This is a genomic window from Aquibacillus halophilus (assembly GCF_009649745.1).
Taxonomy (GTDB): domain Bacteria; phylum Bacillota; class Bacilli; order Bacillales; family Amphibacillaceae; genus Aquibacillus; species Aquibacillus halophilus.
This window is the reverse complement of record NZ_WJNG01000005.1, coordinates 49,445-72,707: the sequence shown is the minus strand read 5'-3', so window position 1 is coordinate 72,707 and position 23,263 is coordinate 49,445. Positions and strand designations below refer to the sequence as shown.

Here is a 23,263-nt window from a genome sequence, read left to right as displayed (position 1 = left end):
GAGGTATTTAAAAAAATATTAATATAGCCATTTCTCGTTAACTTTTTGATAGTCTACTAACTCAGAATCATTGAAGAATAATCCTATTTCTCGTACTGCACTCTCAGGTGAATCCGAACCATGAATAAGGTTTTTACCAACACTTAAACCAAAATCACCTCGGATAGTACTTGGCAACGCTTCCTGTGGATTCGTTTTCCCCATCATCTGGCGAGCTCCAGCAATAACGTTTTCGCCTTCCCATACCATCGCAAAGACAGGACCAGAAGTAATAAATTTAACTAAACCAGGATAAAAAGGTTTGCCTTCATGCTCCCCATAATGGACAGAAGCTAATGTATTACTAATATTCATTAATTTTGCGCCAGCTAGTTTATACCCTTTAGTCTCGAATCGTGCAACTATCTCCCCGATTAGCCCTCTTTGTACACCATCAGGTTTAATCATTACAAATGTTTTCTCCATATTTCCACCTCTTTAGTAATATGTATAGTTTTCTCGTTAAATAACGAAATCCTGGTCTAACGCTGTTATTCTGAGGATGTACTTAAATTAGTGTGGGAAGAGAAAACCCTAGCCAAAAAGTTTATGTTATGTAAGCGCTAATAAAAAGAATTTTATCAAATTATTAATACAAAGACAACTATTTTAAGATTGTCTTTTACCAATGTAAGTAGCGATGTCCTTAAGCATCTGTTTAGCCTTAATATCTGGTAAATCCTTTATTGATTCATATGCTTTTTCCAAGTACCTATTGCTTATAGCAAAAGATCGTTCAATAGCACCTGAATCTTTTATTTGTTGCAAAAGTGGTTGAATATCCTCTTGGGTCAACGTCGATGGATCATTAAATAAATCTTGAATTTGTTTTGAAAAGTGGTAACTGCTATCCATTGCGTAAAGTACTGGTAATGTTAAGTTACCTTGTAACAAATCACTTCCAGCCGGTTTGCCCAATTGTTCTTCAGTAGATGTGAAATCAAGAATATCGTCAATAATTTGATACGACATTCCGATATAATAGCCATATCTGTAAAGCGCCTTCTCTTGGTTTGGTTGGACATTTGTAGAAATCGCTCCCAGTTGGCAACTTGAAGATATTAATAATGCTGTTTTTCGCTTAATTCTTCTAAAATAATTTCTTACATTTTGATTCAAATCATATTTATCTTTTATTTGTTCCATCTCACCAATGGTTAATTCCACAATTGTTTCAGCCAAGATTTTGTGGGCACGTGAGTTATCTAAAGACGTTAAATATTCTAAGGATCTAGCGAATATATAATCACCGGTATACATAGCGATACGATTGTCCCATTTAGCTTTTACAGTCGGCTTACCTCGACGTAACTCAGATTCATCGATTACATCATCGTGTACAAGAGAAGCCATGTGAATTAACTCTAAAGATACTGCTACGGTTTTTATCTTCTCAATATTATAATCACCAAACATACCAGATAACAAAACAAAAACAGGACGAAGTCTTTTTCCTCCTGCATTCAAAAGTTGTATAGAAGCTTCCCGTAAAACCGGGTGTTTTGCATGTATCGTTTGGTTCAATGCCTCTTCAATTATATCGAGATCTTGTTTCAAGTAAGAATAGGTCATTGCTAATTTCATTCAGTTCACCTTTAATTTATGATTTTAGACAGGTTTTTCACCCATATGCATCGCTGCAACACCACCAGTATAACTTTTGACAATTATATTGTGAAGTCCAGCCTCTTCAAACATTGTTTTTAGTTCTTTTTTTCCAGGAAAATCTTTTGCTGATTCATGTAACCAAGCATATTCATTATAACTCTTTGCAAGAAGCCTTCCAAATATGGGCATGATGAACCTAAAATAAAAATAATACAGTTGCCTAAATCCAATCATGGTAGGTTGTGAAGTTTCAAGGCAAACCACTTTCCCGCCAGGCTTCACAACTCTCCTCATTTCGTTTAATACTTGGACATAATCTGGTACATTTCTCAGACCAAACCCGATAGTAATATAGTCAAATGAGTTATCTTCAAATGGTAACTCCATTGCATTTCCATGAACGAACTCTAAATGGTCCAAATCTAACTCTTCTTTTTTTTGTTTACCAACTGATAACATATTTTGACTAAAATCCAAACCAACTACTTTACCTGATTGTCCAACAGCCTTGGCCAAAGAAATAGACCAATCACCAGTACCGCAACAAACATCTAGTGCATTTGAACCTTCAGGAACATCCATACGTTTCATTACATCTTTTCTCCATGCTCGATGTCTTTGAAAGGATATTATTGAATTCATAAAATCATATCTATTATATATTTTCTCGAATACGTGATGAACTCGTTCCTCTTTTGATTGTTGTTCCATAAAAATTAACCTTCTTCCACTACTATTATGTTCTTATCAAAGTTGTCATTAAGGATGGTATTCACGTATAATTTTATCGAATTAAAATGAAGAGGTAAATGACTAACTGTATCTTTCGTAAGAGAAGTGTGCTCTTGAATCGTTTGTTCAATAGTATTAATGATTTGATCGTTCCTGATGTTAAAGGCTGGGCCTTTTGTTAACAATTCAAAAATTGGTGAGTTTCCCTTATTTATAAATGAATGTTTTTCTCTCATTAACTTTCTTAGTAACAACCAATTACCTGTAACTTCAAGTACAGAGGTCCCTTGTAGATGTTCTGCTACACGCCGGATTAATAAGGATTCTAATTTTTTAAAAGAATCCATAAAATCTTGTACAGAATCATATTCATTATAATAAATCGTCATTTTAAGTTCATTGATTTCCTTAATGGCAGACGCTAATGTATGAATCATTGGGATATCATTTAATTTAGATAATAAATAGTAATATAAACCACTATAGTAATCACCGGCTAATACTGTTAATTGACGTGTTTTCCTATTTAAATCAGATTCACCTTTTGCCGCATTTTCGGTTACTAAATCATGGGTATCCAATGCAATTTGAACAAGCATAGTAGTTATTATATAATTTTTCTTTTTATGATCTGAGAAAGTTGTATTTTGAATAATTGAAGACAGAATGAATAGTTTATCTTCATCAATTACGGGCTTCTGGATAAACTTTTCTAAGTAAGTATGTCTTAATTGACTTTCAATCGCTTTTTTTAATTCTTTAAGCGTTAAATCAGGTATGTTCAAGTTAATCACCTAAGCCCTTCTTACATTTTCCCCATAGCTCAATCAAAATTTATTATAACATAATTTTTCAATTTTAGCCGTTTAATAGCTTGTCAACGGTGACCTTGTCATTCGTCATTTCGTATTTCACCATAGCTAGATTGTATCAAAGCCTTTCCTCTAACTTTTACCGCAGATGTGTGTTCGGTAAATTGAGCAACCATGATTTCACCTTGATCTAGTTTTTCAGAATGATGGAATCTCGTATCCGTTCCTCTTGTTAGGCCTATTACTTGAACACCATCTTCTAATGCTTTAATTACAATATAGTCCCTACCATTATTACTAGTCATATATTATCCTCCCATATACTGTTCATTTAATATTCTCTTATCTTTATATGTATGTCAACGGAGGAACAAGCAATAAATTTTTCCAAAAAGAAAAAGGGTGCATTTGCACCCTTTTTTTTGCCCATATGTAAAATTATTACTTTACAGTATCTTTTAGGGCTTTACCTGGTTTAAAAGCTGGAACCTTACTAGCAGGGATTTCGATTTCATCACCTGTTTGAGGGTTACGTCCTTTACGTGCAGCACGTTCACGTACCTCGAAGTTTCCAAAACCAATTAATTGTACTTTTTCTCCATCTTTAAGTGAATCCATGATAGATTCAAAAACTGCATCAACAGCTTTTGTTGCATCCTTTTTAGAAAGTTCACTTTTTTCTGCAACTGCATTAACTAGGTCTGTTTTATTCATGACATTCACCTCCTCCCAAGTCATATATCCAGTACTTTCGAACAAATTTGGATTATTTCCATTTGTTCACAGTTTTTCTAGATTTTATACTCTTTACCAACAAATAAATGATGGTAAGGCTTATATTAAACGAGTTTTCGAGGAAATTCAACAAAAAGTAGCAAATTTTATTAAATTTTATTCTTTAGTCCTACGAAACACTCGACTTAATTTAAATGAATCGTATCACAGTTGGAAATCTTATGCAAGATGTTCGATGACTTGATATACAAGGGTTTATTAACATTTATAGTTTTTACTTTTAATTAAACTAGATTAGTAATTAAATTTATACTCAAATTGCAAAAAAATTCACGTAGATTGTCTATTTAGGAGCAAGAGAATAGCCATGACTAAGGATTAAAACCTTTCAAACATAAAAAAAAACGGCCTGTAAAACAAGCCGTTAAAGTATTATTGCTATTAATCCACCCGAACCTTCATTAATAATCCGTTCAAGTGTCTCTTTTAATTTGTATCTTGCATTTTCTGGCATTAACGAAATCTTAGCCTGTATTCCTTCTCTTACGATAGAACTTAAAGATCGACCGAAGATATCAGACTCCCAAATGGATAATGGATCTTCTTCAAAATCCTGCATTAAATATCGAACTAGCTCTTCGCTTTGTTTTTCGGTACCAATAATAGGTGCAAATTCAGATTCCACTTCTACCTTAATCATATGGATTGATGGTGCAACGGCTTTTAGTCGCACTCCAAATCTTGAACCTTGACGAATTATTTCTGGTTCATCTAGTATCATGTCTTGCAGCGTAGGAGCTGCGATACCATAACCAGTCTGTTTAACCATCTGTAAAGCATCAGCAACCTGGTCATATTCTCTTTTAGCATTAGCAAATTCTTGCATTAATTCCAACAGATGGTCTTTTCCTCTTATTTCCTCACCAACAATCTCTTTAAGTACTTGATCATATAGGTAGTCAGGAGCTCTTAAATCAATTTCAGCAACCCCTTCTCCCATCTCCATTCCAGCAAGTTGTGCATTTTCAATGTAGTCATAAGCATCAAAATTACCTACCACACGATCAACATCACGAAGGCGTTTTATATCTTTGACTGTCTCTTGAATTGCTAACTGATAATTTTGTCTTAACCAGTGGTTCTCATTTAATACCATAACCCAACTTGGCAGGTTGACATTTACTTCAAGGACAGGGAATTCATACAATGCCTCTCGTAATACATTATAAACATCATGTTCACTCATGCTTTCTACACTCATTGCTAGAACTGGAATATCATATTTGTCAGACAATTCCTGTCTTAACAGCTCTGTTTCTTGATTATATGGTTGAACAGAGTTAACAACCATAATAAATGGTTTTCCTACCTCTTTTAACTCATCCACAACTCGCTCTTCTGGTTCTACATAATCTCCTCTTGGAATTTCACCAATTGAACCGTCAGTCGTTACGACAATGCCCATAGTAGAGTGCTCTTGAATTACTTTTCGAGTACCTATTTCAGCTGCATCATGAAATGGGATAGGCTCTTCATACCAAGGTGTATTAATCATTCTGGGTCCATTTTCATCTTCAAAACCTTGAGCGCTGCTAACTGCGTACCCCACACAGTCAACTAATCTAACATTCACTTCAAGACCATCATCTACTTGAACCGATACAGCCTGATTCGGAACAAACTTAGGTTCAGTGGTCATGATTGTTTTTCCAGCAGCACTTTGTGGTAATTCATCCTGTGCTCTTGCTCTGTCACTCTCATTAGAGATATTCGGTAAAACAACTAGTTCCATGAATTTTTTAATAAATGTTGATTTACCAGTACGTACTGCACCTACTACGCCTAAATAAATATCTCCATTGGTCCGTTTCGAGATATCTTTAAAAATATCAACTCTTTCCAAATGATCCCCTCCCGATCTGCTTCGCCATAGAGCTTTACGAATCTTTGACATTTTAAGTCTATGACGTTGTCCTACTAAATTATGACTTGTTTAGTTGTAAAACATAAAAAAAACATATAAATCATTAAATAATTTGCTTTTTATATCAATAATTCAATTAAAAACCCTTGCCACATTATATGCGACAAGGGTAACGATATTCTTATAATTTAATTTTAATATATAATCATTTTTTTAAGTAAACCGGTTCTCCATCCTCTATCGTATATGGTAATGAATAAGCTGGTACAAATGGGTAGTTTTCAGCCAGAATATACCTAATGTCCTCCCCTTCAGAATACGAGTGTTCAAACTCGTTAAGTGCTTCATACAGGTCTAAACTATAATCAATATAGATATCACCATATACATCCATAATGATTGGAAGATTTTTCTGAGAATATGGACTCACTACAAATGGTGGAGATTCTAATCCGATTTTTTCATAGTTTATCTGATATATACTATCTTCTACTTCTTCTCCAAACGGTGGATACGTATTTTCACTTCGATAAATATTTATCTTACTATATACGGATCTTATTGTTTCAGCATTACGCAGATCAATTAGTTTGACTGTAGGACTTTCTTCCGGAGTAATTAATACATATTGATAAACTCCTCCATTTTCAAAAGCTGTTCCAGGGATGCTTGCTAATAGATTTTGTTGTTTAAGTTTTGAAAAATCGATAATGTATTTTTGGAAAATCGGTGTATCACTTGGTTTTGTTAGTACTGGAATTAATCCCTGATTATCCTGCGCGTACTGGGTGACAGCATCTTGAACTGTTTTTAATTGAAGCTCATTAGGTACATTATTCTTCGTTAAATTCTGACTTGGATAGAGGCAACCACTTAATATCAAAATTGATAAAGTTAATGGAATAATAGCCAAATATCTCATAAAAAAACCTCCTGTAGTCTAAGCAGTAGGACCACTAATTACAATATAAAATATAATGATGCCGCCAATTACTAAGAAACAATAAGCTAGGAATGCTACTACAAATGCTACTATTCCCTTTAATTTATAACGGCTAAATAGGATTAACCCGATAGATAAAAACATAAAAATTATTCCTGCAAAAGAAATATACATATTCAACATTGACTCAGACATTATAATTGCTCACTCCTTCTAAATAACAAGCATGTCCACTTTAGCTTCATGTATTATACCATAATCCATTATTGGTTAAAGAAAAACGGTTTGTGGCATATCTTGGAAAGGGATAAGGGTTAAAAATTGTTAGACTATTTTTTTGAGTTGATTTAATTGCCGGGAAATTATATAAAAAAACCGAGATAGAAGGGGCAATCCTACCTCGGCGATGCGACTAAAAAATACCCAAAGCAACCCTAAAATGAATGCTTGTGCGATTTATTTTATGCGAGAAGTTTGTTCTTTGTATCCTCATATGCCCAGTTATATCTATTTTTTAAAAATATTGCTTAGTGTATTCATATCTGTTGGCATGTTATTACTCGTAATTGATTTTACAATTTTATCTTCTTTAGCTTGTGAAATTGGCTTATCGGCCATTTTCGCCAGTTGCTTTACTAATTTTCTAACTGTTTTTTCATCAGAAAAATCCGCATTCTGGACAGAATTTGCAACTTTTAATATTTCTTCTGGATTGATACTTGAATTATTTTGAATCTGATCAAACATATTCTTTTGAAATTCGCTCACATACACTCCTCCTTGCATTAATTACTCAAGGTATTATATGCAAGCTAAGAGTGCATCGTGTTTAACTAGAATACTTATTATTCAAGATGTTGGACAAATCTTCCATTTCATGTCTTCTCATTCTAGTCATTAGTTGATCGACAACATCTTTAGGCTTGGCCTCTTCAAATAGGATACGATATATCCCATTTGTTATCGGCATTTCAATCTTTTTCTCTTGGGAGAATTGATAGGCTGCTTTAGTTGTTCTGGCACCTTCTACAACCATGCCCATCTTATTTAGTACATCATCAAGACTATTACCTTTTCCTAGTAAACTTCCAGCTTTCCAGTTTCGACTATGAACACTAGTACATGTGACAATAAGGTCACCAACGCCAGCAAGTCCTATAAAAGTTAATGGGTTTGCTCCCATAGATGTTCCTAACCGAGCGATTTCGGCTAGACCTCTAGTCATTAATGCCGCTTTGGCATTATCTCCATAGCCTAACCCATCCGAGATTCCAGAGCCAAGAGCAATAATATTTTTAAGTGCCCCACCCAATTCTACACCAATCATATCAGGGCTAGTATATACCCTGAAATTTTCATTTATAAATAAGTCTTGGGCTTTTTCAGCTTCGGCAATACTGTTGGATGAAGCTGTGACAGTTGTCGGCTGCCTGTCGCTTACTTCCTCCGCATGACTAGGCCCGGATAATACAACTACTTCTTCGTAGTATTTTCTGGGCAATTCTTCTTCTATCATTTCGGAAACACGTTTAAGTGTTTTAGGTTCTATTCCCTTTGTTCCGTGAATAATAGTAACCTTATGGTTAAGAACCTCTCCTAACTGCTTACACACCTCTCTAATCGCTGTTGTGGGCACAACTAAAACAACTGTTGAGACTCCATCAACAGCCTGTTTTAAATCATGATAGGCACGAATTTCATTAGGTAGTTTCGCATTAGGTAAATACTTACTATTTATATGAGTATGATTAATTTCTTCTGCTTGACTCTTGTTGTGTGTCCAAAGTCTCACTTCATGTGAATTATCAGACAAAACTAACGCTAGTGCACTTCCCCAGCTACCGGCTCCAATAACTGCTATCTTCTCCAAATTACTCCCTCCCCATGTTAATTTCTTTTTCTAGCAAAGATTTTAATAGGAGTACCCTCGAATCCAAATGCTTCTCTGATTTTGTTTTCTAAAAATCGTTCATATGAGAAATGTAAAAGGTCAGGGTCATTAACAAATACAACAAAACTAGGAGGCTTAACTGCTACTTGAGTGGCATACAAGATCTTAAGCTTCTGTCCTTTAAAAGTTGAAGTAGGATTCATCGCAATTGCATCCATTACTACATCATTTAATACATTTGTCTCGACACGTTTAGCATGGTTTTCACTTGCTTCTAATACTTGAGGTAGTAAAGTATGAATACGCTTTTTAGTTTTTGCCGATAGAAATACAATTGGTGCATAGTCTAAAAATTGGAAGTGAGCTCGAATTTTTTGTTCATATTCTTTAATAGCTTTATCGTGAGAGTCAATTGTATCCCATTTATTAACGACAATGACAACAGCTTTTCCTGCCTCATGTGCGTACCCAGCAATTTTTTTATCTTGTTCAATTATACCAGTTTCCGCATCAATAAGAGTCAATACAACGTCAGAACGTTCAATTGCTTTTAATGCACGAAGGATACTGTATTTTTCAGTAGTTTCATAAATCTTGCCTCTTTTTCTCATTCCAGCAGTATCTATAATTACAAAGTTCTGCTCGTCCTTTGTAAAGGGAGTATCAATCGCATCTCTTGTCGTACCAGCGATATCGCTGACGATAACACGTTCTTCATTTAAAATTGAATTAACTAGAGATGATTTACCGACATTTGGTCTTCCAATTAGACTAAAATAAATTGTATCGTCGTCAGGATCATCTTGTTCCAACTCTGGAAAATGTTTAACCACGTCATCCAGCATATCACCCAAACCTAAACCATGAGTACCAGAGATTGGGAAGGGTTCACCGAATCCTAAAGAGTAAAACTCATAAATTTGATCTCTCATTTCTGGATTATCAACTTTATTTACTGCCAAGACAATAGGTTTATTTGATTTGAATAGCAACTTAGCTACTTCCTCATCTGCAGCAGTAATTCCTTCTCTACCATTTACCATAAAAATAATTACGTCTGCTTCTTGTATAGCTACTTCTGCTTGTTCTCTCATTTGTACAAGTAGTGGCTCATCCCCAATTTCGATCCCGCCAGTATCAATCACATTAAATGAAGTAGTAAGCCATTCAGCTTGTGAATAAATACGGTCACGAGTCACTCCTGGAACATCTTCTACAATTGAAATTCGTTCTCCAACAAGTCTATTAAAAATAGTCGATTTCCCCACATTCGGTCTACCGACTATTGCAACAACTGATTTTCTCATGAAAGGTACATCCTTTCTTCCTTATATACTTTTACCTTTTACAAAGGGTTAATTATACTTAACTTTTACATTTTAGCAAATGAGGTAATTTTAAACAATTGTTTTCTTTTGATAGAGTTATACTAGTGAACTTATAGTTCGTTAATATTAACATTTTTGTAAGACAATAACCTAGTGCTTTACAATAATATATAATTCATCACTAAGTGCATGGCTAATACCATCCAATATTGCTTCTAAGTTTGCTGCGACATTATCCATTTCTTCTTTTGTCTTACAAATAAAAATAGGAGCACCACCTGATATTTTTTCTTTATTAATTGTAATAACTGATAATACTGCCTTTTCGATATTCATTAGTTGGCCCCCTTTTTCTTGTTCGCTTTAGATTCAGAAGGCATACGAATAGCATTTTCTAATACTGGAACTGAACCGATAACTCGTTTGGCTTTCTCTATGTCCTTATCTTGTGGCAAAATGAGAACTCCTATCCTTCCATCATCCAAATCACGCTTTATCAATGGCACAAGAGCAGGAGTACCAGAATCTCTAAAAACCCCCATTGAAACAGAAACATCATGCAAAATTGCTTGTCTTTGGCCTAAATTAGCAATTGTTGAACGAACATTAAAATTTTTGGGTGTAAGTATAAAACCCATCCCATATTTCAAAATTTCTTTCTGACGGTCTGGAAGTCCAATATTCATAATATATATGTTATCAACATATAGGCCCGCTCCGTCAAAATGGGGTTGTTTAAAATCAATATCAACTAGATCTTTCATAGTAGAGCCGCTCATAAATTTTCTAATAAGAAGATAACAACCTATTGTAGCAAGAATAGCTATCCATATATTCCAGGCCAAATAACATAAACTTGCTACTAGTGATGTGAATATTACTAAATAATTTCTACCCTCAAAAGCAATGGCTATACCTTCTATATAGCCATTTCCCCTTGGAACTAGCTCAAAACTATCTAATTCAGCCAATGTATTTCTTTCCATATTGCGTACTTCTCTAAACTGTGAGGCTGCGATAGTTAAGAAAGTAACTGCCGTAAACTCCTTTTCCATTATTGCTGGTACAGCCACAGAACCTAACCCTGCAGCAATAAAACCAAGTGCTAAGTGAATTACTTTACCGTGAAGATATGTAGGATACTGACGATAATCCGTTCTGAGCATCATCAATCTTGCAATAGTTCCCACTACTACGCCAAATAGTATCGGATATGTATACTCATTCATTGTGACCACCTCTTTTTTTGTTTTTCAATGAGTTCAATCATATGATCCAGCTTAGATCTCACTTCGAGTAAGAATGCTGCAGCTACTATTATGCCAATTCCGGTAATTAATATATCAAAAAAAGCCATGTCACCTATGTAATCATTAAAGCCATAGCTATTAAGAATGAGGCTATGTAAGACCTCTCCCGTTGTAACACCTAAACACCAAATCGCAATCCTTTCTACATTGTTCTTAGTTAATAGTATTAGTAAAATAAATCCTAGGAATGGGATCATAATAACTCTGGGAATTATTAGCCATACAGGACTTATTTGTTCCCAAAATAGCAACCCTACATAACCAAAAACAAAACAAAGTGATCTCATGACGTTTAATATCCTACTTGATGTAGAGGCTAATAAAAGCAAAGCACCAATATACAATACAATAATTGAAACATTAATTTTTGTGTTACCTACAAATAGTTCGGAGCTTGAAAAAGCAATTAGTGATAGCACCCATAGCGCTAAGTAAATACGATAAGTATTTTTTTTCATGAAAAATGTTATTATTATCCAGACTATCCAACTAATCCAATAAAAAATTAATCCATCCATGTTCCTCCACCACCATTAGCATTATGGCATAATTCTTGAATCTTTATACCCTTGCACATAGTCGCTTTGACGCACTTGCTCAATAAAAAAAGCAAACTCATAAATGAGTTTGCTTACAACATAAAATTTTATTTATATTTATCCAGCTTATTTCCAATCATGTCTCCTAATTGGAAACCGGACTGATCTTCCTCTCTCTTGTATTGCTTCAATTCTTCTTGGTTACGATCCAACTCAATTTCCTTAATACTTAGTGACATTCTTTTTTCTTTTTCATTTACTTCTAATACCTTAGCTGAAACGTCTTGACCAACCTCTAAAACTTCCTGTGGTGTGCCAATATGTTCGTTTGAAATTTGCGAAATATGAACTAATCCTTCTACGCCAGGGAAAACTTCAACAAAAGCACCGAAGTTAACCAAACGTCTAACAGTTCCATCGATAACATCACCAGTTTGAACACGTTCACTAATATTATCCCAAGGTCCAGGTTGCGTTTCTTTCAGCGAAAGTGAAATGCGTTCATTATCCCTATCAACAGATAATACTTTCACCTTAATCACTTGTCCCTCTTCAACTACATCAGAGGCTTTTTCCACATGCGAGTGAGATAGTTGTGAGATATGCACTAATCCATCAATTCCACCAATATCAACAAAAACCCCAAAATTTGTTATTCGTTGAACTTTTCCTTCTAAAACCTGTCCTTCATTAATCGATTGGATTACTTCTTGTTTTTTAGAGGCCTGATCAGCTTCTATTACAGCACGGTGAGATAAGATAACTCTATTCTGCTCACGATCAAGTTCAACTACTTTCAAACTGATTGTCTTGCCCTTATAGTCTTCAAAATCCTCCACATAATAAGTCTCCACAAGGGAAGCAGGAATGAATCCACGAAGTCCGACATCAACTACTAATCCACCCTTTACGACGTCGTTTATTTCAGCATCGAAGATTTCTTCATTACTAAACTTTTCCTCTAAGTCTTCCCATGCCTTATCTGCATCCACAGCACGTTTCGAAAGGACTATCTCATCGTCATCAATTTTTTTAATTTTAAGTGTAAGCTCTTGTCCCTCAGTGACTACATCGGAAGTTTTTTCTATATGAAGACTTGATAATTCACTAATAGGTACAATTCCTTCGACTTTATAACCAATGTCTACAAGTACTTGTTTTTCTTCAACCTTAACAACTTTTCCAGTTACCTGATCTCCAACAGATAACTCTTTAAATTCTGTAGTTTCATTATTCATTTCGTCCATAAAAGAGACCTCCTTCGATTTCCGATACAATTAAATGTAAAATGTCCTTTTTTCTAACTTCTAACATTTAGCCTTATTTGTCAAGCAATAGGTGATTCCGAGCGATTATTTTCTATTAATTTCTTTATCTCTTCCATGATTGAGTCTGTTACTTCTTTTGCTGAAGTTTTGTTTGCTCGCAACTGTTCCATATCGATTGGCTCGCCGTAAACAACCTTTAATGGTTGGAACGCTTTATATGGTCCAATAATAGCACAGGGTACTATACTTGCTTCAGATCGTGAGGCAAAAAAACCAACACCTGCTAAACCTTGTCCTAGTTCTCCACTCTTACTCCTAGTTCCCTCTGGAAACAAACCTAGCGTCCTTCCTTCTTCTAGAATACCGAGTCCCTTTCTCAAGGCATTTCGATCCTTCATACCTCGTTTAATTGGAAAAGCATGGACTCTAACTAGTAAACCAGCCAGAAGCTTATTTGAAAACAACTCCTCTTTTGCCATAAAGTAGATATTTCTAGGGCAGGTAATACCCACAATGAGAGGATCTAAATTTGAGATATGATTTGAACATATAATTACTGGTCCATTGTTCGGTATATTTTCTTTCCCAAGAACTTTTACTCTGTATAATGGAAAAAGCGCAAGAGCAACTAGCCCCCTAGCAAATTTATAAATACTCATCAATTCATTCCCCTTTTTACTTTGTAGCAACCACTTGCAAAATCCGCTCTACCACATCTTCTATTGATAGAGAAGTAGTGTCTATTTCCACGGCATCTTTTGCTTTTACCAACGGCGCAGCCTCACGCTCAGAATCTAGTTTATCTCTTGTCTCGATCTCTCTTTTTAATTGGTCAAGGTCAGATTCGAATCCTTTTTCTAAATTTTCTTTATGTCGTCTCTGTGCTCTTTCTTCAACGGAGGCAATTAAGAAAATTTTAACTTCAGCATCAGGGATTACGTGTGTACCGATATCCCTTCCATCCATCACTACAGCTCTTTTCTCTGCTAGTAGTTGTTGCCTTTTTACCATTTCTCTTCGAATCAAAGGGTGTTTCGCAACAATTGAAACATTATTTGTAACTTCTTTTGTTCTGATTTCTCTTGTTATTTCATTATTATCTAAGTAAACTAGTTGTCCCTTATTTGTTTGTTCTAAGTCGATACTCGTGTTTTCAAGTAAGTTACTTACTTGGTTTTCATTTTCTAAATCCACTTTATTAATAATAGCCTTATAGGTTAGGGCTCGATACATTGCCCCAGTATCTATGTATATGTACGACAATCTCTGTGCCACGTGCTTTGCAACAGTACTTTTCCCTGCAGCAGCTGGTCCATCAATTGCAATCGCTAGTTGATTAGTTGCCATCTAAAACAATCATTCCTCTCTATCTTTTCAGTACTGACATGGAAAAAAACGTTAATATTTTTCTGTTAAAAAATAAGAATTATCCTTTAAAAGGATAACACATTACCCAAAAATTGGTCTAATGTTTTTAAAATATTTTCGTCTTCATTCTTCAGAACTCCCAAATATTGATAAATAGGGTCTACATACATACGGACATCTGTATGTTCAATGGTTAACTGTGTGGTAATTAGCAATAAACCATGAATCACTAGCATTGTAAGAATCCATCTTTCTACTCGTTTCATAGCCTTCAACCTTTTTTGGTTTTATTGTTTCAAGTACTGGAAAAATTATACTAAAACTTCAAACCTTTTTTTCTGGTTTTAAGCTGTTTTTCAAAGCAATATCGAATAATTGTTTGCCTATCCTTATCCGTAATTGCTATAAACTTTAATGATAGTAGATCTTTTTGTCCTTCTCTTCTTTTTATCACACGGATAACCTCGGCCTCTGCGAGGACATATTCAAATGTTCCAGATTCCATAGGAAAGACCATACATAAGTCGAGTAGCATACCAGATTCAAATGGGTAACTAGTTGGAAGAACAATAGAAATGCCTCCGCCACTTATGTCATTAGTTACTGATGTAATCGTGGGGATTTTTAAGGTGGGGTCATCCACAGAAATATCAACAGCAGTATCTACACGGACATACTCTCTTCTTTGAATCCTAACAAGATCTTTTTCAGGATAATCAAGAATCAGAGTAGGTATATTAATATTCTTTTTCCCGACGATTTCTGTATTGAATTTATAAACAGAATTATCATTGCCAACAAAACTAGCATTAAATTCTGTTCCTGTTGGAAAGATATCAGATCTCCCTGTGATTACATTGATAGGGTAGTCAATAAATAAATCATTATCTTCATACTCAACAACCTTACAACGGTACCGGCTAATATCCCCATTATTATTTAATTCTAAGGCGAGTGGTGTTCCGATCTTAATCAATAATTCCGCCTCTTTCCTAAACATATTAAAAACCTTATAAGAATTAATTAGATTTTCATTTTTATTATCTCAAAAAAAATAAAAAAGGGAAAGGTTAATCCTCTCCCTAAACAGAACCTTTATATTTTAATTCGGCATTTTTAAGTTTTTCAACTTTTGCCTCTATACCGGTTATTGCATCAATAAATATTCTATATGTGTCATCACCTAGAACACCAAGAAACACGTAAGCTAATACTTCTTCACCTAAATCGTTCTCTATCACTGCAATATTTTGATCTTGTATTTTTACATTTGGATTTACTTTTTCTTTAGCATCTTCAACGGTTAATTTAGCATCTGGAATATCTCTCTCCTGATGATTTCTAAAGTAGTCTTTAGATGAAAAAGCAAGGACTTCTCCATTATCAAGTGCAACTTTTATTTGAATAGCATCGGGATAAACTCTGACATCTCCTTGTTTATAAAGAAAGTTATAAACACCGTAATTACCATATTGACTACTTTGGAATATTTCCATGTCATCAAAATTATGTTTTTCTAAATATTTTTTCGCATTTTCCATTCCTTCATTTAGACTAATTTTAGGTTCCTTTACCTCTCTATTAATCATTAATGATAATGGGTGTCCACCTTTTTCGGATAGATCAAGATACCCGTGCGTATTGTCTGCTTGGTAAGATGCACTATAAACCGGTACTTCTGCGCCTTCACCAGATTTAGCGATTGTAATTTCTATATCATCCTCTACTTGAAATAGATTCTTAGCTTGATTTAGCGCTTCTTTTTCAGTAAGATCATCGCCGTTAATAAATTGATATGGATGATTTTCTGAAGATGTACCGGTTAAACTAGGGCCAAAGTTTCCTTCCGTATAACCTTTCACATTTTCTTCGACTGTTTTAAACCCATCAATGATTGTATTATCTGACTGTGTGTCATTCGTAGAAAGAGCTAACTGTACATCCATCCAACGAAGATTATTCTCCAAAACTAAATGCTGGACATTACGTAATTCATTTTCTATCTCGCCAGCTTGTTTGTACAATGTTTCTAATATTTTAACCTCATCCTCTGATAGCGGCTCACTTTCTAAATCTCGGACAGCAGTTCGGTAACTAAACTCACCGATATTGGATAAAAACTCTTCCGTTTTGTTAAAAGGAAGTAATGCTAAAGGTAATTGTCCTACGTCATTATGAGCTTCTGAAGTTATTCGCCAAATATCAGCTAACTGTGGAGAAATTTGTTGTCTAGTGTTCATTGCTAATGTCGTTCCTAATTTATCATGTAATAAATCCATATGATAGGATAGATCATGAAAAGCACGCTGATAAGTGTTTTCAGCTTGAATTAATATAGCATTTTTTTCTTGATGTTCCTGGTACCCCCAAATTCCTGTTGCACCTACACCTACTACTAGTACTGTTATTATTATCCATCTAATCATTCAATATCAACCTTTCTCACATACAGAATACGTGCTTACCGATTCGTTTAATCTGAGGCCTTCCCCATATCCAACTGGAAGTTGCGGTATCAGGATTAAAGTAATAGATAGCATCACCGGTAGGGTCCCACCCATTAAGTGCATCTAAGACTGCCTCTTTTGCTGTATCATCTGGGGTCAGCCATATTTGTCCATCCGCTACCGCAGTGAACGCTCTTGGCTCAAAAATAACACCTGATACGGTATTAGGAAATGTAGGACTTTCAACACGATTTATGATTACGGCTGCAACTGCAACTTTTCCTTCATGTGGTTCACCGCGAGCTTCACCATAAACTGCATTGGCCATTAGTTGAATATCATTCTGCGAATATCCACTTGGAACATTTACAGAAGTTGGTTGTGCTGGCGCTCCTTCATTATTCCCTTGATTCTCTTGTTTTGGTTGTTGTTGTTGTTGTTGTTGATTCGTATTCCCTTGATTTCCTTGTTGTTGATTGTTATTCTTCCCTTTCTTTACTTGATTCTCTTTTGGCGTTCCACCATAATAAGTAAAATCATTTCCCGCATTAATTTGTTGTCGAATAAAATTTTTATCATACTGACTTGCTTTTACGAGTTTTTGCTTAGTAGTGGGACCGGCAAGTCCGTCAATTTCCATACCAAACTCATATTGGAAATTTCTTAAGGCCCAATAAGTTCCCCAACCAAATACCCCATCAATCTTTCCATTGTAAAAACCTAAATACTGTAATCTTGCTTGTAGCTCAATAACATCCTCTCCAACAGCACCTTGTTGGATTATTTGTTGACTAAATGCTTCGACAGGTTTACTTGTGTGTGTTGCTGTAACACCAGTAATTGTTCCTACAGCTAAAAATAAAATAATTAGTGTCTTCTTAATGCCCATGAGTTTTTTCCTCCTAAGAACGATTTAAGCTGAAGTTTGTTTTGTGTTCTCTATTTTTCGAAAAAAACCTCATTTTTATACATGTTTTCTAATTGACAATGAAACTTATGTTGCTAGAACGACATAACAATAAGAATACTAATTACAAAAAACCATTGCTGTTAAACAGCAATGGTTAAATAGATATTTTTTTAATTAGTTGTTATTGAGATTTACTTTCTGATAAAATCGCACCTTCAATATACTTATGTTGATTAGCTAATTTTACTTTTCTTAATCCTAAGCCCCATAAAACAACCATAAATGGAACAATAATAATTAACCAACCGTTAGTTATTTTTTCCAAGATATAATCATAGGAACCATGCAATACCACTGGAATCACTAATGCGATAAAAATGGTTGACTTAGGATGTAAACTATTATATTTTGATTTCCCTAAATAGTACCCCATGATCACACCGAATAGTGCATGTGATGAAACAGGAAATATTGCTCTACTAAAAGCGTACTCTATACCGTGTGCAAACAGATAAAGTATATTTTCTACTGTTGCAAACCCTAAACTAATTGATACACCATAAATAATACCATCATAAAGAGAATCAAACTCAGTGTACTTGTAAACGGTATATAAGAATATAAACCATTTGAAAAATTCCTCAAGTAATCCAGTTAGAATAAAAGAACGGATAAATGGAGTTTGTCCAACTCCTTCTTCCATGAAAGCATATTGTATAAACATGATTGGGAAAACAAGTAGTGCTCCGTAAAGAAATGTTTTTAAAAGTGCGCTTAATGGCTCTGAATTAAATTGATCCTTCAAATAAAAAAACGACATTAGTGTCAGTGTTGGAGCAATTCCGGCCGAAAGGAGAGCTAACATCATGATACCCTCTTTCAATATAATTACTTTCATCGTATCATGAGAAGGATATAAATAAAATACTCAAATTAAGTTGGTGAAACATTTGAAAAATATTCTTATAATTCATACAGGCGGTACTATATCCATGTTAGAGGATAAATCAACTGGAACTGTATCAACAACCAGTAACCACCCGCTTGTTGATATGAATCCGATTTTCGATCAAATTGCTAATATAAAAGAGGAACATTTATTTAATCTTCCCTCTCCCCACATCACACCTAAACACATGTTAAAGTTAGGTGAAGTAATTAATGAAAAACTCTCTTCTAACTCCTATGATGGTGCAGTAATTACACACGGCACAGATACATTAGAGGAAACAGCTTATTTTCTCGACCTTTTTTTACAAGTCAAAAAACCAGTGGTACTAACTGGAGCAATGCGTTCCAGTAATGAAATTGGATCAGATGGATTATATAACTTAGTCAGTTCCGTGAGGGTTGCCACCAATGTTGACGCTAACGACAAGGGAGTATTAGTCGTGATGAATGATGAAATACATACTGGTAAATATGTCACTAAAACGTCCACGAGTAACGTAGCAACGTTTCAGAGTCCTCAGTTTGGTCCGATTGGAATTATTACCAAGCAAATGGTCTATTTTCATCAGAAACTCATTGCATATGAATCTTATCCAATTAAGAACCTGACTAAAAATGTTGCCTTATTAAAAGCATATGCGGGTATTGATGGAATTCTAATTGATACTATTTATCAATCCAATTTTCACGGACTAGTTATTGAGGGGTTTGGACAAGGAAATCTTCCAAAAGAGGCTATTGAATCAGTCCATTCTCTTATACAAAATAACGTACCTGTTGTTTTAGTTTCAAGATGTTATCAAGGAATTGTTCAGCCCACCTATTCTTACGAGGGTGGTGGTAAGCATTTAAAAGAATTAGGGGTAATATTTGCAAATGGACTTAGTGGTCCAAAGGCAAGAATAAAGTTAATGATAGCTTTAGAAATGACTAATAATATGACAGAACTTGCTAAGATATTTAATGTCTAACATGTATAAAAATATTTGAAAACCAACAAAACCTTTGACTCAATTATTGCTTACTGCTGTTAGATGCAGATCATTTTTGAATTGAGACAAAGGTTTTTATCTATCCTGAGATTATGGCATTAGCGATGTGTTCTCCATGAAAACGCCCATTCTCAATAAAAATTTCGTTGTTATTATATCCTGCAGCAATGACGCCTGCAATAAAGATACCTGGTATATTTGTTTCCATTGTATGTTCATTAAATTGTGGCCGCCCTGTATTATTATCAATACGAATGCCAATACTTGATAAAAATTCCTGGTCAGGTCGATAGCCTATCATCGCAAAAACAAAATCGTTGTTAACCTTTTTTTGTTTGCCGTTAACAGTGTAAAAGACCTCATTCTTAGTAATTTCTTTTAATTGTGCGTTAAACTCCATTTGGATAATATCTTTACGAACTAATGATGAAAATTCAGGAAGAATCCAAGGCTTAACACTCTTTGAATAACTGTCACCTCGATACAAAACAGTTATGTTTGCCCCTGCCTTATGTAGTTCAAGCGTTGCATCAACCGCTGAATTTTTACCACCAATAACAACTACATTTTTATCATAGTACGGATGTGCTTCTTTGAAATAATGACTGACTTTCCTTAATTCTTCTCCCTTAACACCAAGCTTGTTAGGCTGGTCATAATAACCAGTGGCAACCACAACCTTGTTAGCACTATAACTAAAACTGTCGTTGTCATGAGCTGTTGTCTCTACCCTAAATTTACTTCCCAAGTTAGTCACACTTTTCACAAGTTCAAAACTATTTATTCTTAAATCACTCCGGGCAGCAACTGTACGATAATATGCTAATGCTTGGTTTCTTACAGGCTTTTTCATTTCTGTAATAAAAGGTATATTCCCTATTTCAAGTTTTTCACTTGAACTGAAAAAAGTTTGATGTGTAGGATAGTTATAAATCGAATTAACAACATTGCCTTTTTCAATAATAAGAGGGTCAATTCCTCGTTTTTGTAGTTCAATAGCAGTCGATAAGCCACATGGTCCGGCACCGATTATTATAACTTTTTCATTTTGCAAAATGGACACTCTCCTAGCACTGAAATCAATTATTCCATTAATTGATATTCCGATATCTAATAAAACATAGTAGTAATAGTAAACTATTTATTTGTTTCAATAAAGTATTTTGAACCGAACCTTCTATCGATTGCTGTTAATAATTTTTATATAGGTTAAGTACAAAGAAAAGTACTTATCAACTATGATTAGCTAATAAGTACTTCAATATTGTATCATATTTTTTCATAACCTAGATCCAGCCGCGGAATCTAGCTGCTTCAGCCATTTTTCTAACACCAACCATATAAGCTGCTAACCTCATGTCAACTCTTCTTGTTTCAGCAGTGTTGTACACAGAGTTAAATCCTTTTACCATAACTTTGTGGAGTTTTTCCTCTATTTCCTCTTCTGACCAGTAATAACCTTGGTTATTTTGGACCCACTCGAAATAAGAAACTGTTACGCCACCAGCTGATGCAAGTACATCAGGTACTAACAAGATACCTCGTTCAGATAATATTTTGGTTGCTTCTAGTGTTGTTGGTCCATTTGCGGCTTCAACAACTATTGAGGCACTAATCTTATGAGCATTTTCTTCTGTAATTTGATTTTCTACTGCAGCAGGAACTAAAATATCACAATCTAATTCAAGCAATTCATTGTTGGTGATTGTGTTGGAAAAAAGCTTCGTTACTGTTCCGAAACTATCTCGACGATCCAATAAATAATCAATATCGAGACCATCAGGGTCATGTAATCCACCATATGCATCGGATATTCCAATTACTTTTGCCCCAGCATCATTTAAGAACTTAGCTAAGAAGCTTCCGGCATTACCAAAACCTTGAATAACTACACGAGCTCCTTTTACTTCAATACCTTTTTTCTTTACTGCCTCATCTATACAAATTGTAACTCCCTTAGCCGTAGCGGATTCTCTTCCATGTGAACCACCAAGAACAATTGGTTTACCCGTTATAAATCCGGGGCTATTAAATTCATCAATTCGACTATATTCGTCCATCATCCATGCCATTATCTGAGGATTTGTGAAAACGTCAGGAGCTGGAATATCTTTTGTGGGACCAACAATTTGACTAATTGCTCGTACATAACCTCTACTAATGCCTTCTAGTTCTCTAAAAGACATTTCTCTTGGATCACAAACGATTCCACCTTTTCCTCCACCATATGGAAGATCTACGATACCAGCTTTTAAGCTCATCCAAATAGACAGCGCTTTAACTTCTTTTTCAGTTACATTAGGATGAAAGCGTACTCCACCTTTAGTTGGGCCAACTGCATCATTGTGCTGAGCACGATAACCAGTAAATATTTTAACAGAATCATCGTCCATCCTTACTGGAATTCTAACTGTCAACATTCTAATCGGTTCTTTAAGTAATTCAAATACTTCTTCAGGGTAACCCAATTTTTCTAACGCAATTTGGACGACAGTTTGGGTTGACTTTAGTACGTCCAAGTTTTCAATTTGTTTATTTGGAGAATTTGATGCATTATCGGCTACCATGAACTTACCTCCCATAAAAATTCAGTACATTTCACCTTTATTTCACACATTAGTATACACGTTACATATGATTATGCAATATATTAATTTAGCTTTTAATGAGTTGATGCCTACTTTTTCTCAGTGTGAAAAGGCTAAGAAAAATATGTAATTATGTTAAACAAATAGTCTTTCCTATCACTTAACTTCCCGACAATCAGGGAAAGCAAACAATAAACTAATATTTTTTCTGAGTATTTACAAAAACATGTGTTGACACTACGTTATATGTAAGGTCGGCTAAGATGAAGCCAACCTTATATTATACTAAAAATAAGTAGTTATTTGTTTAACTGCATTACCATTAGCAATAATTTTACCATATTCTTTGAGTCTATAGGAGGTAATAATACTAGCAGATGAAAACTCAGACATAATGGCAATAATACGCTCTCTATTATAACCATCTACCTCTTCATCGTTTATCTGCATATAGTACGTACCATTCATATGATACACGGAACCACCATTAATACCTATGTCATTAAGGTGAGTACAAACTTGAATAATGTTTTCAAAATCAGTGAAAGAAAAAATCAATTCTCTACTTTCATCTAAGGTAACTTTCATTTCAACGTATTCATCATCTTCGAGTTCTTCTATTTGGTCGTTCTGTGTAACAATAACTAGCATTCCCTGAGCTTGTAATAAATGTACTTGAACAAGTAGCACTCCCTCTAGCTCAATTCCAAGTTCATCACTAGCCTCATACATCATGTCATGGAATAACTGGTGTACTCTGGGTAGGTCGTGCCAAAGATCTTCTTTCGTTAATCCTCTTTCGATTAGATCATCAAAGGTTAAAAATATTTTAAACTGATTTGTTGACAGACGTTCTAATCGCATCTAGTTACCCCCTT

At 34.7% G+C, this 23,263-nt stretch carries 27 protein-coding genes; 1 reads left to right on the top strand and 26 read right to left on the bottom strand.

Annotated elements, in window-relative coordinates; all coding sequences use genetic code 11:
• Window positions 1-18: 18 nt before the first annotated feature.
• From ndk to prsW, 23 genes are all read right to left on the bottom strand, one after another.
• On the bottom strand, window positions 19-465 hold the full coding sequence (ndk, locus tag GH741_RS06865) for a nucleoside-diphosphate kinase (protein WP_153736050.1): 447 nt from the start codon (window positions 463-465) through the stop codon (window positions 19-21).
• 183 nt (window positions 466-648) lie between these two features.
• A complete protein-coding gene (gene hepT / locus GH741_RS06860; RefSeq protein ID WP_153736049.1) occupies window positions 649-1,623 on the bottom strand; it encodes a heptaprenyl diphosphate synthase component II in 975 nt (324 codons plus the stop codon).
• A gap of 24 nt (window positions 1,624-1,647) precedes the next feature.
• Window positions 1,648-2,358, bottom strand: coding sequence for a demethylmenaquinone methyltransferase (locus GH741_RS06855; RefSeq protein WP_153736048.1), 711 nt, complete (start codon window positions 2,356-2,358; stop codon window positions 1,648-1,650).
• Between the two features lie 5 nt (window positions 2,359-2,363).
• On the bottom strand, window positions 2,364-3,173 hold the full coding sequence (locus GH741_RS06850) for a heptaprenyl diphosphate synthase component 1 (RefSeq protein ID WP_338079286.1): 810 nt from the start codon (window positions 3,171-3,173) through the stop codon (window positions 2,364-2,366).
• A 98-nt stretch (window positions 3,174-3,271) separates the two neighbouring features.
• On the bottom strand, window positions 3,272-3,496 hold the full coding sequence (gene mtrB, locus GH741_RS06845; RefSeq protein WP_153736047.1) for a trp RNA-binding attenuation protein MtrB: 225 nt from the start codon (window positions 3,494-3,496) through the stop codon (window positions 3,272-3,274).
• 136 nt (window positions 3,497-3,632) lie between these two features.
• Window positions 3,633-3,905, bottom strand: coding sequence for an HU family DNA-binding protein (locus tag GH741_RS06840; RefSeq protein WP_153736046.1), 273 nt, complete (start codon window positions 3,903-3,905; stop codon window positions 3,633-3,635).
• 445 nt (window positions 3,906-4,350) lie between these two features.
• On the bottom strand, window positions 4,351-5,829 hold the full coding sequence (gene spoIVA, locus GH741_RS06835) for a stage IV sporulation protein A (protein ID WP_153736045.1): 1,479 nt from the start codon (window positions 5,827-5,829) through the stop codon (window positions 4,351-4,353).
• Window positions 5,830-6,055: 226 nt separating this feature from the next.
• On the bottom strand, window positions 6,056-6,772 hold the full coding sequence (locus GH741_RS06830; protein ID WP_153736044.1) for a hypothetical protein: 717 nt from the start codon (window positions 6,770-6,772) through the stop codon (window positions 6,056-6,058).
• A gap of 18 nt (window positions 6,773-6,790) precedes the next feature.
• On the bottom strand, window positions 6,791-6,988 hold the full coding sequence (locus GH741_RS06825) for a DUF2768 domain-containing protein (RefSeq protein WP_153736043.1): 198 nt from the start codon (window positions 6,986-6,988) through the stop codon (window positions 6,791-6,793).
• A 312-nt stretch (window positions 6,989-7,300) separates the two neighbouring features.
• The gene (locus GH741_RS06820) at window positions 7,301-7,561 is read right to left on the bottom strand and encodes a stage VI sporulation protein F (RefSeq protein WP_338079285.1); all 261 of its coding nucleotides are present in this window, start codon (window positions 7,559-7,561) and stop codon (window positions 7,301-7,303) included.
• Window positions 7,562-7,622: 61 nt separating this feature from the next.
• Complete coding sequence (locus GH741_RS06815) at window positions 7,623-8,663, bottom strand: NAD(P)H-dependent glycerol-3-phosphate dehydrogenase (RefSeq protein WP_153736041.1); 1,041 nt, start codon at window positions 8,661-8,663, stop codon at window positions 7,623-7,625.
• A gap of 17 nt (window positions 8,664-8,680) precedes the next feature.
• Entirely contained in the window at window positions 8,681-9,991 is a 1,311-nt protein-coding gene (der, locus tag GH741_RS06810) for a ribosome biogenesis GTPase Der (protein ID WP_153736040.1), read from the bottom strand.
• A gap of 171 nt (window positions 9,992-10,162) precedes the next feature.
• Window positions 10,163-10,348 (bottom strand): capping complex subunit for YIEGIA, encoded by a 186-nt coding sequence (locus GH741_RS06805; RefSeq protein WP_153736039.1) that lies wholly within the window; start codon window positions 10,346-10,348, stop codon window positions 10,163-10,165.
• On the bottom strand, window positions 10,348-11,241 hold the full coding sequence (locus GH741_RS06800; protein ID WP_153736038.1) for a YIEGIA family protein: 894 nt from the start codon (window positions 11,239-11,241) through the stop codon (window positions 10,348-10,350). Before GH741_RS06800 ends, GH741_RS06805 begins: the two co-directional genes overlap by 1 nt.
• Window positions 11,238-11,840 carry a YphA family membrane protein gene (locus tag GH741_RS06795; protein WP_420809390.1) on the bottom strand — a complete coding sequence of 201 codons (603 nt, stop codon included), beginning with the start codon at window positions 11,838-11,840 and terminating at the stop codon, window positions 11,238-11,240. Before GH741_RS06795 ends, GH741_RS06800 begins: the two co-directional genes overlap by 4 nt.
• A 128-nt stretch (window positions 11,841-11,968) precedes the next feature.
• Entirely contained in the window at window positions 11,969-13,108 is a 1,140-nt protein-coding gene (gene rpsA / locus GH741_RS06790; RefSeq protein ID WP_153736036.1) for a 30S ribosomal protein S1, read from the bottom strand.
• An 80-nt stretch (window positions 13,109-13,188) separates the two neighbouring features.
• Window positions 13,189-13,788, bottom strand: coding sequence for a lysophospholipid acyltransferase family protein (locus tag GH741_RS06785; RefSeq protein ID WP_153736035.1), 600 nt, complete (start codon window positions 13,786-13,788; stop codon window positions 13,189-13,191).
• A 16-nt stretch (window positions 13,789-13,804) separates the two neighbouring features.
• Window positions 13,805-14,476 (bottom strand): (d)CMP kinase, encoded by a 672-nt coding sequence (gene cmk, locus GH741_RS06780; protein ID WP_153736034.1) that lies wholly within the window; start codon window positions 14,474-14,476, stop codon window positions 13,805-13,807.
• 86 nt (window positions 14,477-14,562) lie between these two features.
• Window positions 14,563-14,763, bottom strand: coding sequence for a DUF5359 family protein (locus GH741_RS06775; protein ID WP_153736033.1), 201 nt, complete (start codon window positions 14,761-14,763; stop codon window positions 14,563-14,565).
• A gap of 50 nt (window positions 14,764-14,813) precedes the next feature.
• On the bottom strand, window positions 14,814-15,473 hold the full coding sequence (locus GH741_RS06770) for a flagellar brake protein (RefSeq protein ID WP_170287578.1): 660 nt from the start codon (window positions 15,471-15,473) through the stop codon (window positions 14,814-14,816).
• Between the two features lie 106 nt (window positions 15,474-15,579).
• Complete coding sequence (gene ypeB / locus GH741_RS06765) at window positions 15,580-16,923, bottom strand: germination protein YpeB (protein ID WP_153736031.1); 1,344 nt, start codon at window positions 16,921-16,923, stop codon at window positions 15,580-15,582.
• A gap of 16 nt (window positions 16,924-16,939) precedes the next feature.
• Window positions 16,940-17,833, bottom strand: coding sequence for a spore cortex-lytic enzyme (sleB, locus tag GH741_RS06760; RefSeq protein WP_153736030.1), 894 nt, complete (start codon window positions 17,831-17,833; stop codon window positions 16,940-16,942).
• A gap of 202 nt (window positions 17,834-18,035) precedes the next feature.
• Window positions 18,036-18,719 carry a glutamic-type intramembrane protease PrsW gene (gene prsW / locus GH741_RS06755; RefSeq protein WP_153736294.1) on the bottom strand — a complete coding sequence of 228 codons (684 nt, stop codon included), beginning with the start codon at window positions 18,717-18,719 and terminating at the stop codon, window positions 18,036-18,038.
• Window positions 18,720-18,804: 85 nt separating this feature from the next.
• On the opposite strand from prsW, the gene GH741_RS06750 reads away from it, so the two are divergent.
• Complete coding sequence (locus GH741_RS06750) at window positions 18,805-19,776, top strand: asparaginase (protein WP_153736293.1); 972 nt, start codon at window positions 18,805-18,807, stop codon at window positions 19,774-19,776.
• Between the two features lie 100 nt (window positions 19,777-19,876).
• Here GH741_RS06750 and GH741_RS06745 read toward each other — a convergent pair whose 3' ends face one another.
• The 3 genes from GH741_RS06745 to GH741_RS06735 all read right to left on the bottom strand — a co-directional run bounded on the left by GH741_RS06745 (window position 19,877) and on the right by GH741_RS06735 (window position 23,249).
• Entirely contained in the window at window positions 19,877-20,851 is a 975-nt protein-coding gene (locus GH741_RS06745; protein WP_153736029.1) for a YpdA family putative bacillithiol disulfide reductase, read from the bottom strand.
• Between the two features lie 232 nt (window positions 20,852-21,083).
• Complete coding sequence (locus tag GH741_RS06740) at window positions 21,084-22,364, bottom strand: Glu/Leu/Phe/Val family dehydrogenase (RefSeq protein ID WP_153736028.1); 1,281 nt, start codon at window positions 22,362-22,364, stop codon at window positions 21,084-21,086.
• Window positions 22,365-22,670: 306 nt separating this feature from the next.
• A complete protein-coding gene (locus GH741_RS06735; RefSeq protein ID WP_153736027.1) occupies window positions 22,671-23,249 on the bottom strand; it encodes a genetic competence negative regulator in 579 nt (192 codons plus the stop codon).
• Window positions 23,250-23,263 lie beyond the last annotated feature (14 nt).

Bases quoted from the DNA above. Each gene is read 5' to 3' on its own strand.
- hepT (WP_153736049.1), bottom strand. From the start codon at position 1,623: ATGAAATTAGCAATGACCTATTCTTACTTGAAACAAGATCTCGATATA.
- GH741_RS06830 (WP_153736044.1), bottom strand. From the start codon at position 6,772: ATGAGATATTTGGCTATTATTCCATTAACTTTATCAATTTTGATATTA.
- GH741_RS06855 (WP_153736048.1), bottom strand. From the start codon at position 2,358: ATGGAACAACAATCAAAAGAGGAACGAGTTCATCACGTATTCGAGAAA.
- ypeB (WP_153736031.1), bottom strand. From the start codon at position 16,923: ATGATTAGATGGATAATAATAACAGTACTAGTAGTAGGTGTAGGTGCA.
- cmk (WP_153736034.1), bottom strand. From the start codon at position 14,476: ATGGCAACTAATCAACTAGCGATTGCAATTGATGGACCAGCTGCTGCA.
- GH741_RS06735 (WP_153736027.1), bottom strand. From the start codon at position 23,249: ATGCGATTAGAACGTCTGTCAACAAATCAGTTTAAAATATTTTTAACC.
- GH741_RS06785 (WP_153736035.1), bottom strand. From the start codon at position 13,788: ATGAGTATTTATAAATTTGCTAGGGGGCTAGTTGCTCTTGCGCTTTTT.
- ndk (WP_153736050.1), bottom strand. From the start codon at position 465: ATGGAGAAAACATTTGTAATGATTAAACCTGATGGTGTACAAAGAGGG.
- GH741_RS06825 (WP_153736043.1), bottom strand. From the start codon at position 6,988: ATGTCTGAGTCAATGTTGAATATGTATATTTCTTTTGCAGGAATAATT.
- GH741_RS06775 (WP_153736033.1), bottom strand. From the start codon at position 14,763: ATGAAACGAGTAGAAAGATGGATTCTTACAATGCTAGTGATTCATGGT.
- GH741_RS06795 (WP_420809390.1), bottom strand. From the start codon at position 11,840: ATGGATGGATTAATTTTTTATTGGATTAGTTGGATAGTCTGGATAATA.
- GH741_RS06805 (WP_153736039.1), bottom strand. From the start codon at position 10,348: ATGAATATCGAAAAGGCAGTATTATCAGTTATTACAATTAATAAAGAA.
- sleB (WP_153736030.1), bottom strand. From the start codon at position 17,833: ATGGGCATTAAGAAGACACTAATTATTTTATTTTTAGCTGTAGGAACA.
- rpsA (WP_153736036.1), bottom strand. From the start codon at position 13,108: ATGGACGAAATGAATAATGAAACTACAGAATTTAAAGAGTTATCTGTT.
- mtrB (WP_153736047.1), bottom strand. From the start codon at position 3,496: ATGACTAGTAATAATGGTAGGGACTATATTGTAATTAAAGCATTAGAA.
- GH741_RS06840 (WP_153736046.1), bottom strand. From the start codon at position 3,905: ATGAATAAAACAGACCTAGTTAATGCAGTTGCAGAAAAAAGTGAACTT.
- GH741_RS06740 (WP_153736028.1), bottom strand. From the start codon at position 22,364: ATGGTAGCCGATAATGCATCAAATTCTCCAAATAAACAAATTGAAAAC.
- prsW (WP_153736294.1), bottom strand. From the start codon at position 18,719: ATGTTAGCTCTCCTTTCGGCCGGAATTGCTCCAACACTGACACTAATG.
- der (WP_153736040.1), bottom strand. From the start codon at position 9,991: ATGAGAAAATCAGTTGTTGCAATAGTCGGTAGACCGAATGTGGGGAAA.
- GH741_RS06800 (WP_153736038.1), bottom strand. From the start codon at position 11,241: ATGAATGAGTATACATATCCGATACTATTTGGCGTAGTAGTGGGAACT.